Source organism: Undibacterium sp. Ji22W (genome assembly GCF_049340305.1).
Classification (GTDB): domain Bacteria; phylum Pseudomonadota; class Gammaproteobacteria; order Burkholderiales; family Burkholderiaceae_D; genus Undibacterium.
In genome coordinates this window covers 1,073,941-1,095,715 of the sequence record NZ_JBMPOU010000002.1, presented here as the reverse complement: position 1 = coordinate 1,095,715, position 21,775 = coordinate 1,073,941, and the positions used below count along the sequence as shown (strand labels likewise).

The 21,775-nt window shown below is 48.5% G+C and carries 17 protein-coding genes; 2 read left to right on the top strand and 15 right to left on the bottom strand.

Annotation, left to right across the window (positions count from 1 at the left end; genetic code table 11):
- Window positions 1-33 precede the first annotated feature (33 nt).
- From ACO0KW_RS11445 to ACO0KW_RS11405, 9 genes are all read right to left on the bottom strand, one after another.
- On the bottom strand, window positions 34-1,431 hold the full coding sequence (locus ACO0KW_RS11445) for a GH1 family beta-glucosidase (RefSeq protein ID WP_423053202.1): 1,398 nt from the start codon (window positions 1,429-1,431) through the stop codon (window positions 34-36).
- Between the two features lie 27 nt (window positions 1,432-1,458).
- A complete protein-coding gene (locus ACO0KW_RS11440) occupies window positions 1,459-2,958 on the bottom strand; it encodes a glycoside hydrolase family 5 protein (RefSeq protein WP_423053201.1) in 1,500 nt (499 codons plus the stop codon).
- Between the two features lie 237 nt (window positions 2,959-3,195).
- The gene (locus ACO0KW_RS11435) at window positions 3,196-3,588 is read right to left on the bottom strand and encodes a hypothetical protein (protein ID WP_423053200.1); all 393 of its coding nucleotides are present in this window, start codon (window positions 3,586-3,588) and stop codon (window positions 3,196-3,198) included.
- 31 nt (window positions 3,589-3,619) lie between these two features.
- Window positions 3,620-4,657: a LacI family DNA-binding transcriptional regulator gene (locus ACO0KW_RS11430; protein ID WP_423053199.1), complete on the bottom strand. Its 1,038-nt coding sequence runs from the start codon at window positions 4,655-4,657 to the stop codon at window positions 3,620-3,622.
- 149 nt (window positions 4,658-4,806) lie between these two features.
- A complete protein-coding gene (locus tag ACO0KW_RS11425) occupies window positions 4,807-6,372 on the bottom strand; it encodes a tryptophan halogenase family protein (RefSeq protein WP_423053198.1) in 1,566 nt (521 codons plus the stop codon).
- A gap of 9 nt (window positions 6,373-6,381) precedes the next feature.
- Window positions 6,382-7,482: an ABC transporter ATP-binding protein gene (locus ACO0KW_RS11420; protein WP_423053197.1), complete on the bottom strand. Its 1,101-nt coding sequence runs from the start codon at window positions 7,480-7,482 to the stop codon at window positions 6,382-6,384.
- A 93-nt stretch (window positions 7,483-7,575) separates the two neighbouring features.
- On the bottom strand, window positions 7,576-8,490 hold the full coding sequence (locus tag ACO0KW_RS11415) for a carbohydrate ABC transporter permease (RefSeq protein ID WP_423053196.1): 915 nt from the start codon (window positions 8,488-8,490) through the stop codon (window positions 7,576-7,578).
- A complete protein-coding gene (locus tag ACO0KW_RS11410) occupies window positions 8,490-9,365 on the bottom strand; it encodes a carbohydrate ABC transporter permease (RefSeq protein WP_423053195.1) in 876 nt (291 codons plus the stop codon). The genes ACO0KW_RS11415 and ACO0KW_RS11410 overlap by 1 nt, the downstream gene beginning before the upstream one ends.
- A gap of 15 nt (window positions 9,366-9,380) precedes the next feature.
- Window positions 9,381-10,673: an ABC transporter substrate-binding protein gene (locus ACO0KW_RS11405; RefSeq protein ID WP_423053194.1), complete on the bottom strand. Its 1,293-nt coding sequence runs from the start codon at window positions 10,671-10,673 to the stop codon at window positions 9,381-9,383.
- A gap of 412 nt (window positions 10,674-11,085) precedes the next feature.
- On the opposite strand from ACO0KW_RS11405, the gene ACO0KW_RS11400 reads away from it, so the two are divergent.
- Window positions 11,086-12,048, top strand: coding sequence for a glycoside hydrolase family 16 protein (locus ACO0KW_RS11400; RefSeq protein ID WP_423053193.1), 963 nt, complete (start codon window positions 11,086-11,088; stop codon window positions 12,046-12,048).
- 22 nt (window positions 12,049-12,070) lie between these two features.
- A complete protein-coding gene (locus ACO0KW_RS11395; RefSeq protein ID WP_423053192.1) occupies window positions 12,071-12,832 on the top strand; it encodes a DUF6445 family protein in 762 nt (253 codons plus the stop codon).
- A 559-nt stretch (window positions 12,833-13,391) separates the two neighbouring features.
- On the opposite strand, the gene nhaR is transcribed toward ACO0KW_RS11395, so the two are convergent.
- From nhaR to ACO0KW_RS11365, 6 genes are all read right to left on the bottom strand, one after another.
- Window positions 13,392-14,291 carry a transcriptional activator NhaR gene (gene nhaR, locus ACO0KW_RS11390; protein ID WP_423053191.1) on the bottom strand — a complete coding sequence of 300 codons (900 nt, stop codon included), beginning with the start codon at window positions 14,289-14,291 and terminating at the stop codon, window positions 13,392-13,394.
- Between the two features lie 68 nt (window positions 14,292-14,359).
- Window positions 14,360-14,938, bottom strand: coding sequence for a DUF2062 domain-containing protein (locus tag ACO0KW_RS11385; protein WP_423053190.1), 579 nt, complete (start codon window positions 14,936-14,938; stop codon window positions 14,360-14,362).
- 87 nt (window positions 14,939-15,025) lie between these two features.
- Window positions 15,026-15,541: a TerB family tellurite resistance protein gene (locus ACO0KW_RS11380; RefSeq protein WP_423053189.1), complete on the bottom strand. Its 516-nt coding sequence runs from the start codon at window positions 15,539-15,541 to the stop codon at window positions 15,026-15,028.
- Window positions 15,542-15,606: 65 nt separating this feature from the next.
- The gene (locus ACO0KW_RS11375) at window positions 15,607-15,972 is read right to left on the bottom strand and encodes an HPF/RaiA family ribosome-associated protein (protein WP_423053188.1); all 366 of its coding nucleotides are present in this window, start codon (window positions 15,970-15,972) and stop codon (window positions 15,607-15,609) included.
- 313 nt (window positions 15,973-16,285) lie between these two features.
- Window positions 16,286-17,800: a tryptophan halogenase family protein gene (locus ACO0KW_RS11370; protein ID WP_423053187.1), complete on the bottom strand. Its 1,515-nt coding sequence runs from the start codon at window positions 17,798-17,800 to the stop codon at window positions 16,286-16,288.
- A 140-nt stretch (window positions 17,801-17,940) separates the two neighbouring features.
- A complete protein-coding gene (locus tag ACO0KW_RS11365) occupies window positions 17,941-20,643 on the bottom strand; it encodes a TonB-dependent receptor (protein WP_423053186.1) in 2,703 nt (900 codons plus the stop codon).
- Between the last annotated feature and the right edge of the window lie 1,132 nt (window positions 20,644-21,775).

Below are 21,775 nucleotides of genomic sequence, written 5' to 3'. Positions count from 1 at the left end.
GTAGTGCACAAAACGGGTAGCCGCAAATCGCGACTATGTCATATCAAGTGGTGAGACTGCATTTTGATGTAAAAAGTTTCGGAACCAATGACCGCTTTGCTTCACCGTTCTTTGCTGCGTAGCAAAGTCGATGTAGACCATGCCAAAGCGCCGCAAGTAACCTTCGGCCCATTCAAAATTATCCATCAGACTCCAGGCAAAATAGCCACGTACATCCACACCTTGTTGCTGTGCTTGGTGTAATGCATGCAGATGGCGAATGAAGTAATCGCGGCGGGCGGTATCTTGTATCTGTCCATCAGCCTCGACCTGATCGTCATAGCTGGAGCCGTTCTCGGTCAGATAGATGGGAATCGCCGGATAATCTTGGGCGATTCTTTGTAGGAGTTCGCGCATACCATCAGGAGCGACTTCCCAGCCAAAACCGGTGCGTTCGCGACCTGCGATTTCTTTCAGCGCAGTATGCAGGGGCGGATTATCCGGCGCGGATGCGATAGTTTCGGGAAAGTAGTAATTCACCCCCAAGAAGTCTAGCGGCGCGGCGATCACGTCGACATCGGCTGAGCTTATCTGCGGCAAATACTCTGCGCAATGCGCCAACACATCAGCTGGATAGCCGCGTCCAAACAAGGGATCGAGAAACCAGCGATTGCGCAAACCGTCATGTCTTTGCATCGCGAGCAGATCTGCCTCGCTATCACTAGCGGCACGCAAAGGATGCAGGCTCAGTGCGATCCCGACCTTGGCGGCAGGCACATTCGCGCGTATCAGCGGCACTGCCAAACCATGCGACAGCATCACATGATGGCTGACCTGCAAAGCGGCTTTGAAGTCTTGTTTGCCTGGTGCGTGCATGCCATCCCAATTACCGTGCATGGCCGTGCACCAAGGTTCATTATGCGTGATCCAATTTTTGACGCGATCACCCAGATGACGCGTCACCACCTCGGTATACGCCAGAAAAGCATCGACGGTAGCGCGGTTTTCCCAGCCACCAACGTCCTGCAGATACTGCGGTAAATCCCAGTGATACAAGGTCGCCCAAGGCTGCAATCCACGTTCGAGCATACCGTCGACTAAGCGCGAGTAAAAATCCAGCCCGCGCTGATTGGGCGTGCCGCTCGCGTCGGGAAAGATACGCGGCCACGCGATTGAAAAGCGATAAGCATTCATCCCGAATTGACTGGCCAGATCTAAATCTTCGGGCCAGCGATGGTAGTGATCGCAGGCCACCGTCGCGTCACTTCCGTCGCGAATCTTGCCGGGCTGTTGGCAAAACTGATCCCAAATCGACGGTGTGCGTCCATCGACTGCGGCCGCACCTTCGATCTGAAACGATGAGGTTGAACATCCCCACACGAAGTCTTCAGGAAAATCGGAACGTGTTACCAGTGCTAAAGTATCTTGTGATTTCACGGGCTTATCAGACATAGAAAAGTAATCGAGAGAGAGTTGTCATTAAGGATGCGCAAACGGATCGGGTGCGACAGAGCTTGTCATCCACGCCATCACTGCTTGTTGCGGTTCGTAAGGTATGCTGCCAAAACTGTTAAACAGGGCTTCGATCTCGGCGAGGCTGGCGGTCTGAAAATTAAGTGCGGGAATTTTTTGCCCACTTTGATTGGTGACCAAACCCCAAGTGCCATTGCCCTGCCCGCCGTTATTCGATAAGAGTTTGTACGACCAACTAGTCGCGGCCCATCCATAGCTGGCATAAGTGTCATAGGTAACGCGAGTAATTTGCCCACCCAATTCAGCACCCAAGCCTGCCCATGGCTGAAATTCACCGATGAACAGTGCCGTATTGAGTTTGCTTAGTCGCGTATTCCATTCACACACCCCTGTGCTACCTGTGACGCCCAAACCGCCGCAGCGCAACCAGTCTTTATGCACTTGCAGATTCGGTTCGCCCCACCCAAAAAATCCGGGATAGGGATGAATTTCGAATGCGACATTGTGCATACCCTGATCGGCTGGTTTGCCATAGGCATCGATGCCGCTAGCATGCCCGGGTAAGATAATCACATGATTGGCGTCAAGTGCGCGAACTGCTTGATATAGTCGCGCCACCTCTTTCGCCATCACCTCAGGACTAGCGCCCCAAGGTTCATTTAGCAAGCTATAGCCCGCCACCGCCGCTCTGTCTTTGTAGCGGGCTGCGACTTGTTGCCACAACCAGATCGTGCGTTGTTGAAATTCCGGCGTGCTCCAATATAGATTTTTTCCTGCACAACCCGAATGGTGTTCCCAGCCCTGACTGCCAACCGCCCCATGCAGATCAAGTATCACATGCAGTCCACGCTGCTCGGCTTGATTGATCGCATCATCCAAATAATCCCAAGCATCCGCGCGCAGTTGCCCCGGACGTTTTTCGTCTTCGATCACACTCCAGATGAAGGGCAAACGCACCAGATTGAGTCCGAATTTTTCTATCAAATCCCAATCGCGACCACGCATCCAGTTTTGTCGAAACATACGATACAGGCGTTCTCTTTCGGTGTAGCCGAAGCGTTGATCCAACACTGCTTCAAGCTTGCATTGGTCATCAATGGCATTCGAGCCCTGCCCCATCATCCAAAATTCTTGTATCAGCCAATTGCCGAGATTGACGCCTTTGAGGATTTTTTGAGTGCCATCGGCACGCACCCAGCGTGTGCCTTCGGTATGCAACATAACAGGATTTTCGCGAACAATGGTTTGTGGAACGGGGACGATGACATTGCTGACTGGATTTGTTAGCGGATTTGTGTTGCTGGTGTTGGCTGTGCTGCTGGCACTACTACCGCCACAGGCGCTAACGCAGATGCAAATGCAGATACTAAAGAGGCTCGCGAGCAGCATGCGGACAGGCCAAAGCAATACTGCAGTGGTCGAGCGTATTGCTTTCTTTATCTTGATCATCTTGTCCTCTCTATTGACTGCATTTTTCTCGATACTTAGCGCTTGGTGATACTGCATTTCTTTGCCATCTTGTAGGGCAGCTGTAAGCCGCACTTCTGCGATGTATGCGGCTTGGCGGCACGGGTTACACCCTCCCTACAATTTCTAATTTTCACTCTCGCAAATGGAATCGTTTCCATTTGACATTCAAAAAAAACACGCTAGATCGCATGTTTCTTTTTTTTAAAATTGGTCAAAAATTACTGGGCTTGCATCAATCTAATGATTGTTTGTTGTATTCGCTAATTGCATTCGTTATTGCGTTAGCTTACTAACTTTCGCTAACCACTCGTCGTACCGTTCGCCTTCACTTTCAAAAATCGAAACGATTTGACCACCGTCTTTATTCACGAAAAAGATCCCAGACGTCAACGGCTTTGGCTGTACGGCTAGACAATCGCCTACTCTCACTTTCAGCGACGCCTTCGGATTTCCCACAAAAACCTTCGTCACCACCACGGTCAAATTTTGTGATTGCGTATCTTCAGAAAATTGATTAGGTTCCACTTTAAGAAAATGACTACCAGAAATTTGTCCAATAAATATTTGCGAATACTTCGATAAATCTTGATTCGGTATCTGCCTGCCAAAACATGCATCGGCATTACTACTCAAACACAATATGAATGCCAACAAGCATTTCTTCATACACGTTTCACCCAATAATTATTCATGTAAACTACTCCACCAAACGCTTACGGAATGAACTGCGTGCTGCCTTTTCAACCGAACTACGCCAAGTCATGCTGACCGGGAATTTGCGCTCCACCGGACGCTCTAAATCGTAGCAACGATTCAGCAAAAAACTCAAACCATTCATCGTCATTTCACGCCAGGCGATATGTACGGAAGATAAGCGCGGCGCTGAGAATGCGGCGGTTTCGGTATCATCGTAACCGACCACGGAGACTTCGCCGGGCACATTAATTCCCGCGTGCTGAAAGTACGATAAAGCACCAATCGCCATTTCGTCATTCGCACAAAACACCGCAGTAAATTCATAGCCCGATTCGACCAGCTCTTGTGCCGACGCCCAGCCACCATCGGGGGCGAAGTTACTTTCCGCTACCCACATCTTACTAGTATCAATCCCATTCTGTTCTAATTCATGCATGAAACCGCCAATACGATCCACGTTATCTGGGGCGCTGGCGGGTCCTGCGATCACGGCAATTTTTTTATGTTTGTTTTTGAGCAGCGCTTGTGCGGCCATTCGACCACCGAGGTTATGATCGGCAGTAAAACATTGATCAGCGATGCAGTCATAGCGATGATTTAAGACTGCTAATGTATTTTTCTTTGCGCCTAAAATTTCCAGATCGGCATCTTGCAAGGCATTGCTCATCACGATCAACCCATCACAACCACGCTCGATCAAAAAATTGATGCCATCGATCGCTTGTTCGCGCAGATCACCCGCACCGACACCAAAAGCAACCACCATGTGCAAACCCTCGGCGCGTAACTCATTATCGATCGACTGCAAAATCGGCATATAGAACGTACCCTTTAATAGCGGGATATACACACCTATCATTCGGGTAGAACCAGACAGCAAGGAACGCGCCGCATGAGAAGGCCGGAAATCTAATTCCTCTATCGCTTTTTTTACTTTTTCTAAAGTCGCAGGCGATACCGAGCCCTTGCCACTGACGACGCGTGACGCTGTTCCTAATCCCACTCCCGCTAAACGGGCTACATCTTTAATGGTTGCCATAATCTCTTATTCTCTCGCTTTCCTCATAGAAAGGATGTGCGCTGAAAAACTTACTCCCAGAAAGGGCTATTGTAACGCGCTCTTTCGCCGTTTCGCTCAATCTGATACGAACTACGCCACAGCTTCATTCTAAGCACATAGCATCGTGCTCAGGTGCCATAGCGCGGCTTGTTCATCATGCTTTCCACTTGACCTTTTTCCGCAGCGCAAGTTGCTGCAATAAATTCTGCATGCGTGGGCATTACGTCCACGCATTTTTGTATCGTTTTTTGTACCTGATCGAGGAAATAACGAATATCTTCCTCACTGCGCTGATCGACCAGCGGATGATAACTCTGCGCCCGCAAACCCTGACCATGCATGACTTGCAACCAGCTAGCATCGGCAAACAGCTCTTCGCCCAAACGGAAAATGCGTCCGTGACTGCGATACAAATCAATCCGATGTTGAACTTCTTTCGGCACCTCCATCTCACGGCAATAGCGCCAGAAATCAGAGTCCTGATGATCATTTACCTTGTAGTGCATGATCAGAAAATCGCGGATACGCAGATACTCTTCATCATTTTGGGCGTTATAAGTATCGATGTCGACCTGACTAAAAGCACGATCCGGGAACAGGCTCAGCAAACGCATGATCGCGGTTTGTATCATGTGGATGCTGGTCGATTCCAAGGGTTCCATAAAGCCACCCGCGAGACCTATCGCTACACAGTTTTTGTTCCATGCCCTCTTACGCTTGCCCGTGGCAAAACGGATGAGGCGCGGTTCAGCCAATGCTTCGCCATCCAAATTGTTGAGCAGTATATGTTGCGCTTCATCGGCACTCATAAATTTACTGCAAAACACATGGCCATTGCCAGTTCTGTGTTGCAGCGGAATCCGCCATTGCCAGCCAGCTTGATGCGCGGTTGAGCGGGTATAGGGTAGCAGCGGCCCGCTCGAAGCACAAGGCACCGCAATCGCGCTATCCGCAGGGAGCCAATGACTCCAATCTTCAAAGCCTGTGTGCAGCGTTTTTTCTATCAATAGTGCCGACAAGCCTGAACAATCAATGAACAAATCGCCGTCGATATGTTCACCGTTTTCCATCTGTAGGCTGGCGATGTGACCGTTCGCCGGATTCGTCTTCACTTCGACGATACGCCCTTCGGTGCGCAGTACGCCCTGACGCTCAGCGATGCCACGCAAATAGCGTGCATACAAACCAGCATCAAAGTGAAACGCATACGAAATATCTGACAGTGGCGAATTCGGCATGTCTTTCGGTGGACGCATAAACTTCGCCTGACGCGGTGCCACGGTATTGATAGAAAATGCTTCGAGATCGGGCGCTTTACCGGCCTGATACATCTTCAGCCAATATTGATAAAATTTAGCAACCACTTGGTCGCGACCAATCTGCCCAAAGCCGTGAATATAAGAGTCGCCCTGCTTTCCCCAATTCACAAACTCGATGCCCAGCTTAAAAGTCGCTTGAGTTGCACGTATGAATTCGTCTTCGTCTAAATTCAATAATTGATTAAAGGCGCGGATGCTAGGAATCGTCGCTTCACCGACGCCGATCGTCGAAATTTGATCCGATTCGACTAAGCGCACACGTTTTCCCTGCGGCAGCATGCGTGACAGCGCCGCGGCCGTCATCCAGCCTGCAGTGCCGCCACCAACGATGACGATTTCTCGCACGGCTTTGTCTGTTTCAGAAACGATATTCATAGGCTTAGCTTATAGTCGTTGTTCGGTTTTCGGATCAAACAAGGAAATCTTGCGGGTATCAATGCTGTACAACACGGTCTGACCGATGGCAAACGGGCGTTGCTCATTCACGATGCAAGAAATTGTCTGCGCTCCGGCTTGTAGCCACACCACTTGATGATTACCCATCGGTTCAACCAAGACCACCGAACCAACAAATTGACCATCTTCGCGAATTTGTATCTGTTCTGGGCGTACGCCCAGCGTTACTTCCGAACTTGCTTCCGAATTTCCTTCCGTATTCGTTCCTGTGGAATCAGGCCGCGGTAAAGAAAAGGTATAAGCCGATAAATCCATATTCAAGGAATTCGAAATAAAGCGTTTTTGCGCATCCAATTGACCACCGATGAAGTTCATTGCTGGCGCACCTAAAAAACCAGCGACAAACAAATTAACCGGACGTTCATACACACATTCTGGCGTACCGATTTGTTGAATTTTTCCGCCTTGCATGACGACGATGCGCGTCGCTAAGGTCATCGCTTCCACTTGATCATGCGTCACATAAATCATGGTGGACTGCAATTGTTGATGCAAAAGTTTAAGCTCGCGCCGTAAATTGGTACGGAGTTTGGCATCCAAATTAGAGAGGGGTTCGTCAAACAAAAATACTTCAGCTTCGCGCACCAAAGCCCGCCCGATAGCCACACGTTGACGCTGTCCACCCGAGAGTGCAGCCGGTTTGCGTTTCAGTAAAGGCGTCAGATGCAACATCTCGGCCACCTTCTGAATACGGCGCGCGATTTCATCTTTAGGTGTGCCATTGATACGCAAGCCAAACGACATGTTTTTTTCCACCGTCATGGTGGGATACAGCGCATAGGATTGAAACACCATCCCGATTTGCCGCTCGCTGGGATCAGCCCAGGTCATATCTTGCCCGGCAATTTCGACCGTGCCTGCGCTAACATCAATCAAGCCTGCAATGGCGTGCAACAAAGTCGATTTGCCACAACCAGAAGGGCCGAGCAACACCAGGAACTCACCCGCTTCGACCGCGAGGTTGAGTTCGGAAATGATCTGATTTCCGCCCAGATTGATGCCCAAGTTTTGCAAACTAACATTCGCCACGCTGTTTCCTCTGATTCTCTCAATTTTTGCTACGACTTCACTGTGTTTGATCTGGCGATCAGGCCATTTCTTTCAATACTTATCCCTCAATTCCTAACCTTTAACTGCACCTGCTGCAATACCCCGTACAAACCAGCGTCCTGATACGAAGTACAAAGTCAGCGGCACTAACGAGGTCAAGATGGTCGCTGCCATATTCACGTTATACAAACGGGTGCCGGTGGTCGTATTAATGACATTATTCAGTTGCACTGTCATCGGCAGATGCTCGCGCCCAGCAAACACTAGGCCGAGAATGTAATCGTTCCACACGCCAGTCAATTGCATAATCGCAGCGACGACGATAATCGGGGCCGACATCGGCAATACCAGCTGCACAAAGATGCGTACAAAACCACCACCATCTATCCGCGCAGCTTGAAATAATTCATGCGGAATCGTGCTGTAATAATTGCGAAATAAGAGGGTCATCACCGGCATACTAAACACCGTATGCACCAACACAATACCGGGTAGCGAACTGTACAAATCCACACTGGCCAGTATCCGCACCAAGGGGAAAATCATCACCTGCACCGGAATGAACGCGCCGACCATCAACATCCCAAACAAAATATTCGCGCCACGAGGCCGCCAGAAAGACAAGGCATACCCATTCAATGCGCCAAGAAAAATCGGAATAATGGTGCTCGGCACAGCAATCGCCACGGAATTCATAAAACCGCCGCGTATGCCTTCACATGCGATACCAGTACAGGCGCTGCTCCATGCCGTAATCCACGGTTCTATGGTGAATTGCATCGGTAAGGCGAAAATATTACCCAGCCGGATTTCATCCATGCTTTTCACGGATGTGACCAACATGATGTAGAGCGGCAGCAAAAAGAAGATTGCGGCGCTCATCAAGAAAGCATAAATACCCAGTCGCGCCGGCGTTTTAAATTTTCGTCCGCGCGATGATTTCGCGGAGTTCTTTTGCGATGCCTCTTGGCGCAGGGGAATTGACATCAATGCTTCCTCCGGCTACGGGCATACACGTATGGCGCCAAGATCACGATCACCGGGACTAATAGCATCACCGCTCCGGCGGAGGCCAGCGCGATATTGGCGCGGCCAAATAAATGGTCCATGATAAATTTGGCAGGGACTTCACTGGCCGTCCCGGGACCGCCTTGGGTCATCGCGACCACAGAATCGAAAAGCTTGATCGAAGCCGTTGAAAGCAACAAAAAAACCGTCGCGATGGCTGGTGCTAGCATAGGAATGACAATAGACACATAGACGCGCCAGACAGGAATACCGTCCAAGCGCGCAGCTTTCCAGATCTCTTCATCAATACCGCGTAGAGCTGCGAGTAACAGTGCCATCACCAATCCAGCGGTTTGCCAAACCGTGGCAATCACAATCGTGTAGATCACCTTATCTTGATCGATAATCCAATCAAAAGTGAAGTCGGGAAATCCCATTTGTCGGACTGCATATTCAATGCCTATGCCGGGCGTGAGCATCCATTGCCAAATCAAACCGGTCGCCACGAACGACATCGCATACGGGTACAGAAATACCGTGCGTAACACCCCTTCCGCCATGACTTTCTGATCGATAAAGACGGCAAGTAAAAATCCCAGCAGCATACTAATCAAAATGAAGAGAACAGTGTAAATCGCGATATTTTCTATCGACAGCATCCAGCGGTCGTTTTCGAACAATTTTACGTATTGCGCAATGCCGACAAAAGTATCGGTTGGCATCGTGCGAGAATTAGAGAATGAGACCTTAATTGACCACAAGGTCGCGCCTAAATAGGCGACCAAGGTCACCAACGCCATTGGCACAATAGCGGCGATGGGTGACAAGCGGCGAGTCAGGCGTTTAAGTTTCATTCCCGCGAAATCCTTTTAGTCCTTGAGAGCATTGGCGATACTTTTTTGCACTTTTTCTACCGGCACACGCGTATTCCAAAACGCGGTCAAGATGTCTTGTAAGGCACCGTTTTGATCCGGCGTTAAAAAGATTTCGCTGATACCGACTTGACGTGATTTATCTTTCATAATCGCAACACCGGCTTGTGCGCAAATATCCATGCTAGAAGTATCAACGTCACTGCGGATCGGAATCGATCCTTTCAGTTTGTTAAAATCTAGCTGCGTGTTTGGTGCCAGCAGAACTTTTGCGAGCAACTTTTGCGCTTGCACCGTGCCCGGATTATTCGTGCGTGGAAAGACGAAGGCATCGCCCTGAATCAGATATGGCGTATTCGGCGTCAATCCCGCGATACACCCAAAATCTTTACCCGCCACTTGTTTTGCTGCAGCGAATTCACCTTTGACCCAGTCACCCATGATCTGCACACCGGCTTTGCCACTGATCAGGAGTGCCGTGGCATCGTTCCAATTGCGCCCCGGTGAACCCGGATCGATATAGCTTTGCATGCGCTTAAACGCCATCAACACTTTTTTGAAAGCCTCGGAGTTAATCGCTTTTTGGTCGCGATCGCGGATCACGCTCAGGTACAGATCTTTGCCACCGACATTCGTCAGCATCGCTTGAAACACGATCGTTTCTTGCCAAGCTTGGCCGCCATGTGCGAGCGGAATGATGCCGACTGCTTTGAGCTTATCCATTGCAGCAAACATCTCATCCATGCTGGTAGGTTCTTTGGCGATGCCGGCTTTTTTGAAGGCTGCCTTGGAATACCAAAACCAAGTTTGCATGTGGATATTGACTGGCACTGCGTAGTAATGTCCTTTGATACGAATCACATTGAGGACAGGCTCGGGCAGAATTTTTTCCCAGCCTTCGCTCTTGGCGACATCATCGACATTATTCAACATGTCTTGTTCGACCAGATCGAGAAATTGTTTGGTGGTGTTAAATTGCGCTGCGGTCGGCGGATTGCTGCCAACGATGCGATTGATCGCGACCGCACGCGCCTGATCGGCTCCGGCGATCGCGGTGTCAACCCAGATCCCACCTGCTTTACGATAATTGTCGGCGATCAACTTGGCCGCGGCAGATTCACTATTCGAAGTCCACCAATGAATCACTTCGGCTTTTTCGGCGGGCAGCGGTTTAGCAGCCTGCGGCGCGGCCTTCACTGGTCCTGCCGCATGACTTAAGGGGCTAGCCGCCCACGTCGCCAAGCTTAGTGCTAGTCCTAGCGCGCGTCTTGTGCTCGGTAGTAATAACATTTTGTCTCCTATCAATGCAGATACTTTGTCTGCACTATACATTTTCATAGCCCAGCTTACGATTGCGAATGTTTCTCCGCATATCATCAGCCTTGTGTTTTTTTGAAGCGCCTAAGAGCCGGACGTCTTGAACGCCCACACATTGGAAACGTTCCCAAATTCAATGCACTATAGCATTCTTCATTTTTTACTGTCAAACAATTCGATACTGCAATAACACTTCAGCTCGCATCTGCAATGCACCGCTTTCGCTGCATCAGAATTGTGTGTTTCGAACAGCCTGAAGTGGGTTTTCAGTTGACATTCAAAAATGAATAATGCCATACTTCGCAACAAATTGGAAACGATTCCACATTTTTCCACTTGGATGCAACAAAAGTCTAAAAATCAACCCAGTCACGGAGATATCTGCATGCACTTTCTCGATGCCCTACGTAGCACATCCCAAACCACGCTGATTGCTGTTGTGCACAAGTGTTCGCAGTATAGCCGCGTATTTGTTGCGGTCAGTGTGCTGAGTACCGTTAGCGCCTGCGGTGGCGGTGCAGCGAGTGCAACCGCATCGCCAAGCACTCCAGTCAGCAGCGGCAATTCGACGCCCGTGGTCAGCGCTCCTGCTTTACCTAGCGCTGGCATACCTGCTAACTGGAAACTGGTTTGGTCCGATGAATTTGATCATGCCGGATTGCCTGACGCATCGAAATGGATGTTTGACACCGAGCGCAATAAAGCAGGTTGGTACAACAACGAAGCGCAATACTACGCGAAAGACCGTCTAGAAAATGCGCAGGTGGGAAACGGCCTCCTCACAATTACGGCACGCAAGGAGCAACTCAGCTCCGCGCCAGATTTTGGTGGCCAAGCCTATACGTCAGCACGTTTGTTGACACGCGGCAAAGCCAGCTGGACCTATGGCTATTTCGAAATTCGCGCGAAACTACCGTGCGGGCTCGGTACCTGGCCAGCCATCTGGACCTTAGGCAGCAAAGGCGTGTGGCCTGATGACGGCGAGATTGACATCATGGAACACGTCGGTAAAAACAAGGGAAAAATCTTGGGCAGCGCTTATTCTGCGTTCTACAACTGGCCAAGCGGTACCGGCAACACTAAAGAAACCGTCGTCAATGATGCCTGCGATACTTTCCATATCTACCAACTTTTTTGGAATCAAGAACAAGTCGCCATCGGCGTCGATAACAAGTATTACTTCCAGTTCGTGAATCCCAAAAATGGTGATTACAAAAAATGGCCGTTCGACCAGCCGCAATATCTGATTTTAAATTTAGCCATCGGTGGTGACCTCGGCGGGACTGTGGATGACAGCATTTTTCCCAGCAAATTTGACATCGATTATGTGCGTGTCTATCAACAATAATTCAACAATAATGTCACCGCATATGACTCTATCCCTTGGTGATGCGGCAGCTTATGTCGTCAACAATCCATCCACCCTATTTAATCCGCATGCGGTAGTACAACGCCTGCCCTTATTTGATGGGCATTATTGTTTGGTGATTGATGATTTTTTACGCGAGCCGCAGGCACTCGTCGACTTTGCGCAACGGCATCGTCCCGCATTTCGCTACGACAGCGATAACTATTTTCCGGGCGTGGAAATCAATATGGGACGCCAGTTTGCGCTCGCGTTGGAACAATTTTTCATGTTGCAATTGCGACCGTATTTCCAGGCCCGACGCCAACTCGGCGTTGCTTGTCGTATGTCGATGACGACCTTGCAGCCTCCCCAGCTGCACCCCTTACAGCGGCTCTGCCATCGCGATGCGGAAAGTTCTTCTCCGGGTCTAGGCATCGCCGCAGCGGTAGTTTATTTGTTTGACCGCCCCGAGCTAGGCGGCACCAGTTTTTATCAACCCAAGTTCAGCGTCGACGAGACACGTCAATTGCTCACGGAACTACAACACGCCTCGGCCCAGGTCTGCAACGAGAAACTACAAGCACAACCCGCCTATCTACACACCAGTAATGCCTATTTTGACTTGATGCACACGATAGAAGCCAAATGGAATCGCGCTCTGTTCTATGAGGGAACAATTTTTCACGCCGCACAAATTGCGCAGCCGGAACTATTAGAAGATGATCCAGCGACCGCTCGCCTTGCTTTGAATGGTTTTTTGAAGTTTAAGAAGCAGGCATTTTGATCATTGATCATGCAGCCTGCTACCAGACTATTTGCTTCGATTTATCCACTGATCTAAAAATCGATATTTCATGAACAGCAAGCCAGCACTCAGCAGAGATGCAAAAAATAATAGCGAGAACGGGGTTCCTGTGCTACGCCATAGATAAGTGATCGCGATGAATCCCAGTAACCACGCCAGCCCATATCTGACTGCAGCACGTTCCCGAAAAAATTGGAGACGCTCGAATCTAGATTCAAAGATAATCGCAAACACAAACATTAATGCGCTACATTCGGCTATGTGGATCATTTACTTAACATAATAGACTCATGCTCAACTCTGGAATACCTTACCGCTCATATGCGGTTATCCGCTAAGCGTAGGCGAATTACCTGCCTCGAATTGCGCTGAGGCGACCACACTTACACTCAAAAACGCAACACGAATATGGCGCGCGATGACGCTCAAAGGACACTTGTACATGAAGTCTCTCAGAATAGCTCAAAGTGACATACAAGAAAATAATGCAAGTACATTTGCTCCAAGAAAGCTTGACAAGTTCCTTCGACGTCTAGTCTTATGCAAAGATGTCGTGCTTGGCTGCCTGGCTAATTGCAAGGATAGCGGGGTCATTCAGGCGACGCTCTATCGTAATCAGGTAAATTTCCTCAACAATGTTGGGAACATCGCCAATGGCCACGACATTATGTTGTGAACAGATTTCCTTCTTCATTGCAGTCGGCGCTAGAAAGAAGCCAGCGCCAGCACGACCAAAGGCTTTCATTAATGCGCCATCGTCAAACTCACCAACGATGATAGGATGCAATTCCCACTCTTCCATCCAACGTAGAATCTTGGCTTGCACCGCAACATCTTCACCAGGTATTAAGAAGGGTGCATGTTGCAAGCATGCTGGAAAACTACCCTTGTATTTCTTTGCTAATGTCGATGTTCCAAACACGGTTAAGCCACATTTCCCAAGCAAGTGGTTGTAAGCGCGAATACTGGTCTGAGTTCCCATCGGTCTATCGGCAATAATGACATCCAACCGATGCAAGGCCAATTCAGCCAACAAGAGATCAAGGCGGCCTTCGCGGCAGTTTAAGCGAACCGGCTCTTCTAGTTCGATCGCAGGCTGCAGTAAGCGGTAAGCAATGACCTTGGGGACAGTATCGGCGATACCCACACGAAATGTGCGACGACGCGCTTGTAAGTGATCACGTAAGGCATCCAGTAGCTGGTCGCCAGAATTGAAAATATCGTCGGCATAAACCAAGATACGCCGACCGGCATCAGTCAACTCGATATTACGGCCATTTTTTTTGAATAACTCCACACCAAGACTATGCTCGAATTCGTTGATCTGACCACTGACCGCATGTGCAGTCAAATGCAGCTTTTCAGCCGCCTTAGTGATGCTACCGGTCTTGGCGACCGTCCAATAATATCGGAGGTGCTTGAAGTTCAATGCTGGCAAGTTGGAATCCTCTATCTTTAACTTTACGCTACGACCATGTGTAACTAATGCGCTGGGTATTTTTTATTCTACATGATGGCTTTGTTTATCTGTGTGATTCGATTGCGCCTTTGCACTCGCACGCAGCGCAAACTCCAAAAGCGACAACCTCGCCAGATCAACTGCACCCAGCAATAACTAATTGCCGCCAAAGATAGCGATAGAATCAACATACCCAACAGCCATGGCGTGCCAAGGGAAGCCACCCAGGCTGACCATGCGTGCAGACTCTCAGTAAGCTGGGTCCAGTCTGTCACCGGCATCGCTGGTAGTTCATGCCACTGTGAGGCTCCATTTAGACTCTGCCCGATCCCATAGGCCAACATGTAGATAGGCACAATCGTAATAGGATTCGTGAGAAACGTCCCAATTAGCGCCATAGGCAAATTCACTCGTAGCAAGCAGGCCAAAGTCACTGCCGCGATCATCTGCAAAGGGCCTGGAATCATACCGCACAAGACACCCACCGCTAAACCTATGGCCACCGGCTCGCGCGCAACATCCCACAGACCCGGTCGATCAAGCCGATTGGTAAAGCGGCGACTAATCGGAATGCGTTCTATCGTCTCCCGACTTGGGAGCACCCTTCTTAAGAATTTTTTTGGCATACGTTTCACTTCACAACAACTGCATTTCACCACTCACATTGGCCATCCGGCCTCATCGAGCAATCTCATCTAAGATCGCTACAAAGTTTAATAGTGCGTTTCTATAATTGAGGCTTTGTTCACCGAGGAGTAATCTCGACAATGCGCTTGCCGAGATGATGGAGGATTGTCAAAAGTCGCCAAATTAGCTTCAAGAAGTTTGTCGCTAATCGACACCAAATCTAGTGTCCAACATTGCAATGCGCGTTCGATCAACACTGCTTCACCATCACTCAACCTATCGTCTGCGTCGACGATGGCGACCATAATGCGCAATAGCTGCTTACGTAATTGCGGATCTTTGATTTCATCGAGAATACTGTCTATGGCTGAATTGGAAATCTCAATTTGTCCATAATGAGCACCATCAGCACACTGCAGCATGTCCTCACAAAGGTGGTGCACTATCTTTTCGAATTCATCGTCACTCAATCCTAAACGTTGGACGATGCCGTAACGACTAACGACGTCCAATTCTGATTGGTCCAGGCCGCCATCGACCAACATTGATAAGGCGACGATACGCGCCATCGATTCAGGACTATTTACACGGTAAGTTCTCATAACATGTCTCTCATCAATAAAATGGTATTTTCTTGTAGGCATCAGTGCTCGTGCTACTTTAAGCTTTACTTAGAAATCAAGTCCTCCTCGTCGTCATAGGCCAAATGATGCACTTTGACGTGGGCATGTTCTTTGATACGACCTATGCGCTTCGCAAGCAATTGCTCAGCTCGATTAATTGCTTTATCGATCGCGATATACAAGTCAGCTTCGGTGTCTTGAATCACTATTTGCTGTTTTTTCGCCATAGGTATTTGAATCAAACAACGCTTGTCCTCACCACCACGCGGGCCGTTTATATCTGAAAGGCGGACTTTGATTGTTTTCACATCATCCATTGCCCAGTCGGTGGCAAATTTGAGACGACGGTAGGTGTGTTCACGGAGGCCTTCAGTCAACTCAAAACCTCGTGCCTGTATATCGATGTTCATTACGTTTCTCCATTTGTTTAGGTAGTGGACTTAGTGTAAGGACGAGTGGAGTTAGATTCAAATCGATTATTTGAATCTCATTGCTCGAAAAAATCGATGCTTTATTGAATTAGAAAAACGCCCACGGCGAACATTGAGATCAAACTAGTGTCATCCCTGCGTAGGCAGGGGTCAGTCATCTTTAAGTTTTTATGCCAAGATATTCCCGCCCCCGACTCAAACATTTGAAGGCGGGCTCTTCGCTAGAATGACAAAACACGAGAAAGGGCTAAACCGGACGGCATTGCCGTCCCAAGCGAAGCATTTAGAATGATTAGGCGATTTTTCTTGTCGCGCAGTTGGTGCGAATATAGTCCAAATGCGTAGGCATAGCATCCACACACTTACGGATCACGGCCTGCGTATTGTGCAAGAAGCCGGCGATTTCCTCTTTGCTGCGTTGGTCAACCACCGGATTGTAACGGCGTGGTCGCATACCTTGCCCGTGCATGACTTGTAACCAACTGTCTTCGGGAAATAGCTCTTCGTTCTCGCGCAAAATGCGTCCATGGCTGGCGAAGAGGTCCAGTTTGATTTGCAGACTTTCTGGCACATCCATTTCACGGCAATAGCGCCAAAATTCTGAATCGTCACGTTGATTCACTTTGTAATGCAAAATTAAGAAGTCGCGTATCTGTGCATACTCTTTGTCAGTCAGACGATTGTAGTTATCAATATCAACCTGATCGAAATCCTTATCTGGGAAGAAGGTGATCAAACGCATCAAACCCGTTTTGACCATGTGAATGCTGGTCGATTCGAGTGGCTCCATGAATCCGCCTGATAAACCAATCGCGATACAGTTTTTGTTCCAAGCTTTTTTACGTTTACCAGTGATGAACTTGATTTGACGCGGTTCTGCCAGCGCTTTGCCGTCCAAATTATTCATCAGGATATTTTGCGCAGTGTCGTAGTCCATAAACTTACTGGAAAAGACGTGACCGTTACCGATCCGATGCTGCAAGGGAATGCGCCACTGCCAACCCGCGCTGTGGGCGGTGGAACGCGTATGTGCTTGTGCCGAGCCAGCCAGTTCACATGGTACGGCGATAGCAGTATCACAGGGCAACCAATGCGACCAATCATCGTAGCCGGTCTGTAATGCTTTCTCAATCAATAGCCCGACCATGCCAGAGCAATCAATAAAGAAATCGCCGTGGATTTTTTCGCCATTTTCCATGAGCAGTGCATCGATATAGCCATCACTCTCGCGCAGCAAGGTTTGTACGATGCGGCCTTCAGTACGTTTAACGCCACGTTGTTCAGCGTAGGTGCGTAAATATTTGGCGTAAAGCCCCGCATCAAAATGATAGGCATACGATAAATCGGATAATGGTGAGTTGGGTAAATCTGGGCGCCCTACGCTGAATTTTCCTAGCGTGCTGGCGACCGTATTGATGGAGTATGGCTCAAGTCCACCTGCCATGCCTAGCTGATTAAGTTTGAGCCAATAATGATAAAAGTTAGCGGTAGGCTGATCGCGTCCCACCGAGCCGAAACCATGAAAATATTTACTATTGTTGATGCCCCAGTTAACGAACTCAATACCAAGCTTAAAAGTACCTTGCGTATTTCGGATGAAATCATTTTCATCTATTCCAAGATGCATATTGAAATTACGAATACTGGGTATGGTCGCCTCCCCTACACCGATGGTGGAGATTTGATCTGACTCCACCAAACGATAGTTGTATCCGTTCGGCAGTAATTGCGCTAAAGCCGCAGCGCTCATCCAACCAGCGGTACCGCCTCCAACGATCACGATATCTTTTATACGACGATCTGTCATTTGATTTCCAAGATTTATGTTTTGTTCTGATGCAGCATGGATGACATTGTCAGGCAGGATGAAAAAAGAGTCTATGACGTGTAATCACTCCGATCACACCTCATAGACTCAAACACCCCAGGAATACTCAATAAGGTTTATTAGTAATTGAAGCCAAAGCGGATGCCGAACATGCGCGGTTCTACTGGAGCCGAGTTCATTTGCGCCCCAACCCCGGCACCTCGCCAGTACACGGCTTTGCTGTCGCTCGCATTACGGACAAACAATTCTGCGTGCCATTGATCTTCCGGTGCATCTAGGCGTACCGAGGCATCGACCAGCGCATACGCTTTTTGATAACGACCGATGTGTTTAAACTCATCGTTACGCACGTCGAAGTAAGCCTTATCGCGCCAATTCGACTTGATGTACGGCGTTATGCTGTAACCGCTAGGTAAGTCAAACTTCTGTGAGAAATGCAACATGAATGTACGTTTCGGCGCATTTGGCAAGCTGTTATTAGTGACGTCGTACAAGCGTTTGCCATTATCTGGTCCTAAACCAGCGTAAGGCGCAGGGCATGGTGCATCACCGAACTCAACCCGTGCATCACAGTTGTAATCGTCACTGTAGGAACCGTAGTCATGAATCTTGGTATCCAACAAAGTGAATGCACCGCCAATTTTCGCGCCAGGCCATGGTTTGTAATCCCATTCGACTTCTAAGCCGCGGATCTTGGTGTTACCGACGTTAATCGTACGCCAAGTTTCATAGACGTCGCACTTAGGTTGATCGGAAGTACAAGGTACAGGCGTGATGTATTTGCTGACAAAATAGGTATTAGTTAACTGCTGATCCTTATAGTTCATCGCAAAGGCAACCGCGGACAAACTCAAGGTATTGTCCAGGAATTTTCCTTTGTAGCCCAATTCAAAGTTGGTCACCAACTCTGGTTTGTAAGGCAGGAAAGTTTCTGTATTAGGCTTACCATCCGCACACTTACGCTGCACTGGATCAGTTGCACTACCACCGCAGGCTAAAGTACGATCACCGAAACCACCTGCTTTGTAACCTGTCGCCAATGCGGCGTAGGCCATTTGGTTTTCATTGATCTGCGTTTGCAAACCTAAGCGCCATGTCATCTTGCGCCATGAATCGGTGTGATCGTTCTTACTTGGTGTACCGTAACCAGCGTAGGCTGCAGCACTGCCACCCGGACCATAGTTCAGGTCATTACCTTGTGGCAGATGGTAGCCAGGCGTGCCTGGTGTGCCCGGATCAAAGCCACCATTGTAGAACTCTTTTTGTCCCCACCAGCCGCCAAGATTCAAACCATCTTTATCGGTCTTCTTATCCACACTGTAACGCAGACCTGCGGTGGCAGTCCAAGTTGGTGCGAACTTCCAATCGGCTTGGGCGAATACCGCTTTTGCGTCGACTTGACGATCCGGTTGTGCATAGAATGCGCCAGATGCAAGACCGACTGGAGCGCGATACAAATCGACTACTTCATAGTTAATTTGATTCTTCTCATGCATCCAGAACAGCCCAGCCACATATTGCAGATCGCCTAAACGTTGCTTCAACTGCAGCTCGTGCACCGTGGACACATATTTGGAATCGACTGTCTGTTGATACTGATCGGCCAGTGGCCACGTGCCCCAGTTATTACCACCTGCAATGCGCGGATGATCCTGTGTGATCTGGAATGGCAAGGCAGTTTGATTGCCTTTGTCGTTGTCATATAACTGGCTCCGACGTTGATCTGCGAGGGCGAAGTTGTAGTCTAAGCTGGCATCGTTACTGATATTCCAGTTTGAACCGGCGCGCAAAGTGCGGATCTTCATGTCGGTCATACCAGGCACGTTGATTTTTAAATCAAAACGTCCCCAACCAGTTGGACAAGCGTAACGTGTACCTTTGGTCGATTCGCAATCTTTGAACGCGGTGCCGCCAGCACTGGAATCTTGAAACTCTTCATAGGTTGCATGCAGTTTCCAGTCCTTGTTCACTTTGTACAAAGCGGACAAACGAGCGGCCCATTCATTTTGGTTTGTGTAATAGTCACTCGGATCTACTTTACGATTCCAACGTTGGATATTGTCTGGGATGCCGTCAGGGATCCAACCTTTTGAGGGAAAGTTGGCTTCACTAAAATCTTGCATTTGATTCGCATAGCCATCACGCGTCACTTTCATGATTGCGGCACGTATCGCCAGGTCATTATTGATTTTGATATTTTGTATCGCGTGCACCTGACGCTTATTGTAGTTGCCCAATTCTACTTCTGCGCTACCGTAGTTGCCGCTAAAGTCTGGTTTGGCAGAGATCACATTGATCGTACCGCCGGTGGAGTTACGACCAAACAAGGTACCTTGTGGGCCGCGCAATACTTCTACCTGCGCAACGTCAAACATCAAGGCTTGTGCGCCTTGTGGACGTGGGGAATACATGCCATCTACGTGGAAGCCGACCGCTGGATCACCAATTTCTGTCGTGTTGCTGGAAGTGATACCGCGGATGGTGACCTGAATCGCTGAATCATTTGATTGGACGATCGTGACGTTAGGAATTTCGTTCGCTAAGTCTTTGGCGCTGGTGACTCCCATACGCCCCAGACTCTCTTGATTGAAAGCGGTAACGGCCAGTGGTGTGCGTAGTAATGAAGTCGAATAGCGGGTCGCAGTCACATTCACTTCTTGTATCTTATCGGCGTCTTTGCTATCTGCTTTTTTGCCGCTGACCGGTTCATTGGTTTTACTCTGCTCGGTTGCTTGCTGTGCTTGCGCATGTGCAGTCATCAATCCACAGGCACCAGCGACCGCTACGCTCATGAGTGTTCGTTTTGTTTTCAGATGAAACATTTTGTCTCCTTGTTGAGATAGGCATTGCGCGCTACCTGCTTTTATTCACTATTATCAGGCGATGTATTCGCCATTTCTTGGCTTGCTTTTCATTGATTCAATTGCTTTTTGGCTTTACGTGATTATTTTCTAGCGATACATTGCCTAACTTCACGACGGCCTTTCTTGCTTCTACTTTCTGCTATGTCTGGTCAAACTCGTGTTCGTAACTACGCGGTTCATTGACGACGCCAATTTCTCACTAACGTCGATCTCACAACAGGTTGAATGCTAAATAGTTTGATACACAAACTTCTATTCCTTGCGGCTAAATTAAGCGCTTCTTTGCGTCCTCAATGTGAGCGTCTGACTCATTTGCTGATCGGCAGATTCGGAAAATAAGATCAATTGCCCGAATCTTGCGCTTTAAGTGGAATCGTTTCCATTTGTGATTTGGAATATAGCACTCATTAAAAATTAGTGTCAAGATTTTTTTGGAAACGTTCCCAATGTGTGTTTTTTTGCGACATTTTGGTATGCCTTCTTGCTTATTGAGGTTGGTTCAAATAGTTCGTCATCTGAAATTGGCAGGTACTTTGTATATGCCTTGCAGCACCACCTCGTGGATTGCTTTTTTTGCGAATTCCTCTGGGCGCTTGGTAGCATTGCTAAGCTTCTATTTCATTGACGCGTAAACCCTGACTTACCGTTTCAAATTGCAGAGCAAGCAGTGGTTCACCCCACAGATTAAGCAGAATGCGTAGGGTCATTGCTGTGACGCACTTTGCCAAAGGGCTCAGAGGATCTGACCAGACCCATCGCTTCACGGTGTTTTGAAGAAACAAGGTCATATTCTCGGTCTAACCGCGGATTGATTGCGATCATTGGTATCCAACAAAAGCTGAGGAAGAGGGAAATAATGAAACAAATATCCAACTAATCAACACAACGACCATGTTGAAACTCCTGTGGATAACTTTGTGGGTAATTAATGAATAATTTAATGCGCCAAGGCATGAAGACAGAGATCAAATTAATTTAGGCTCATAAGCCATTGAAAATAAACAGATTTATTTATGTTATTTTTTTACAAAATAATTTCTCGAGATAAATATCTCTTATTTTTTTGTGGATAAAGATATTTCCCTGGCAA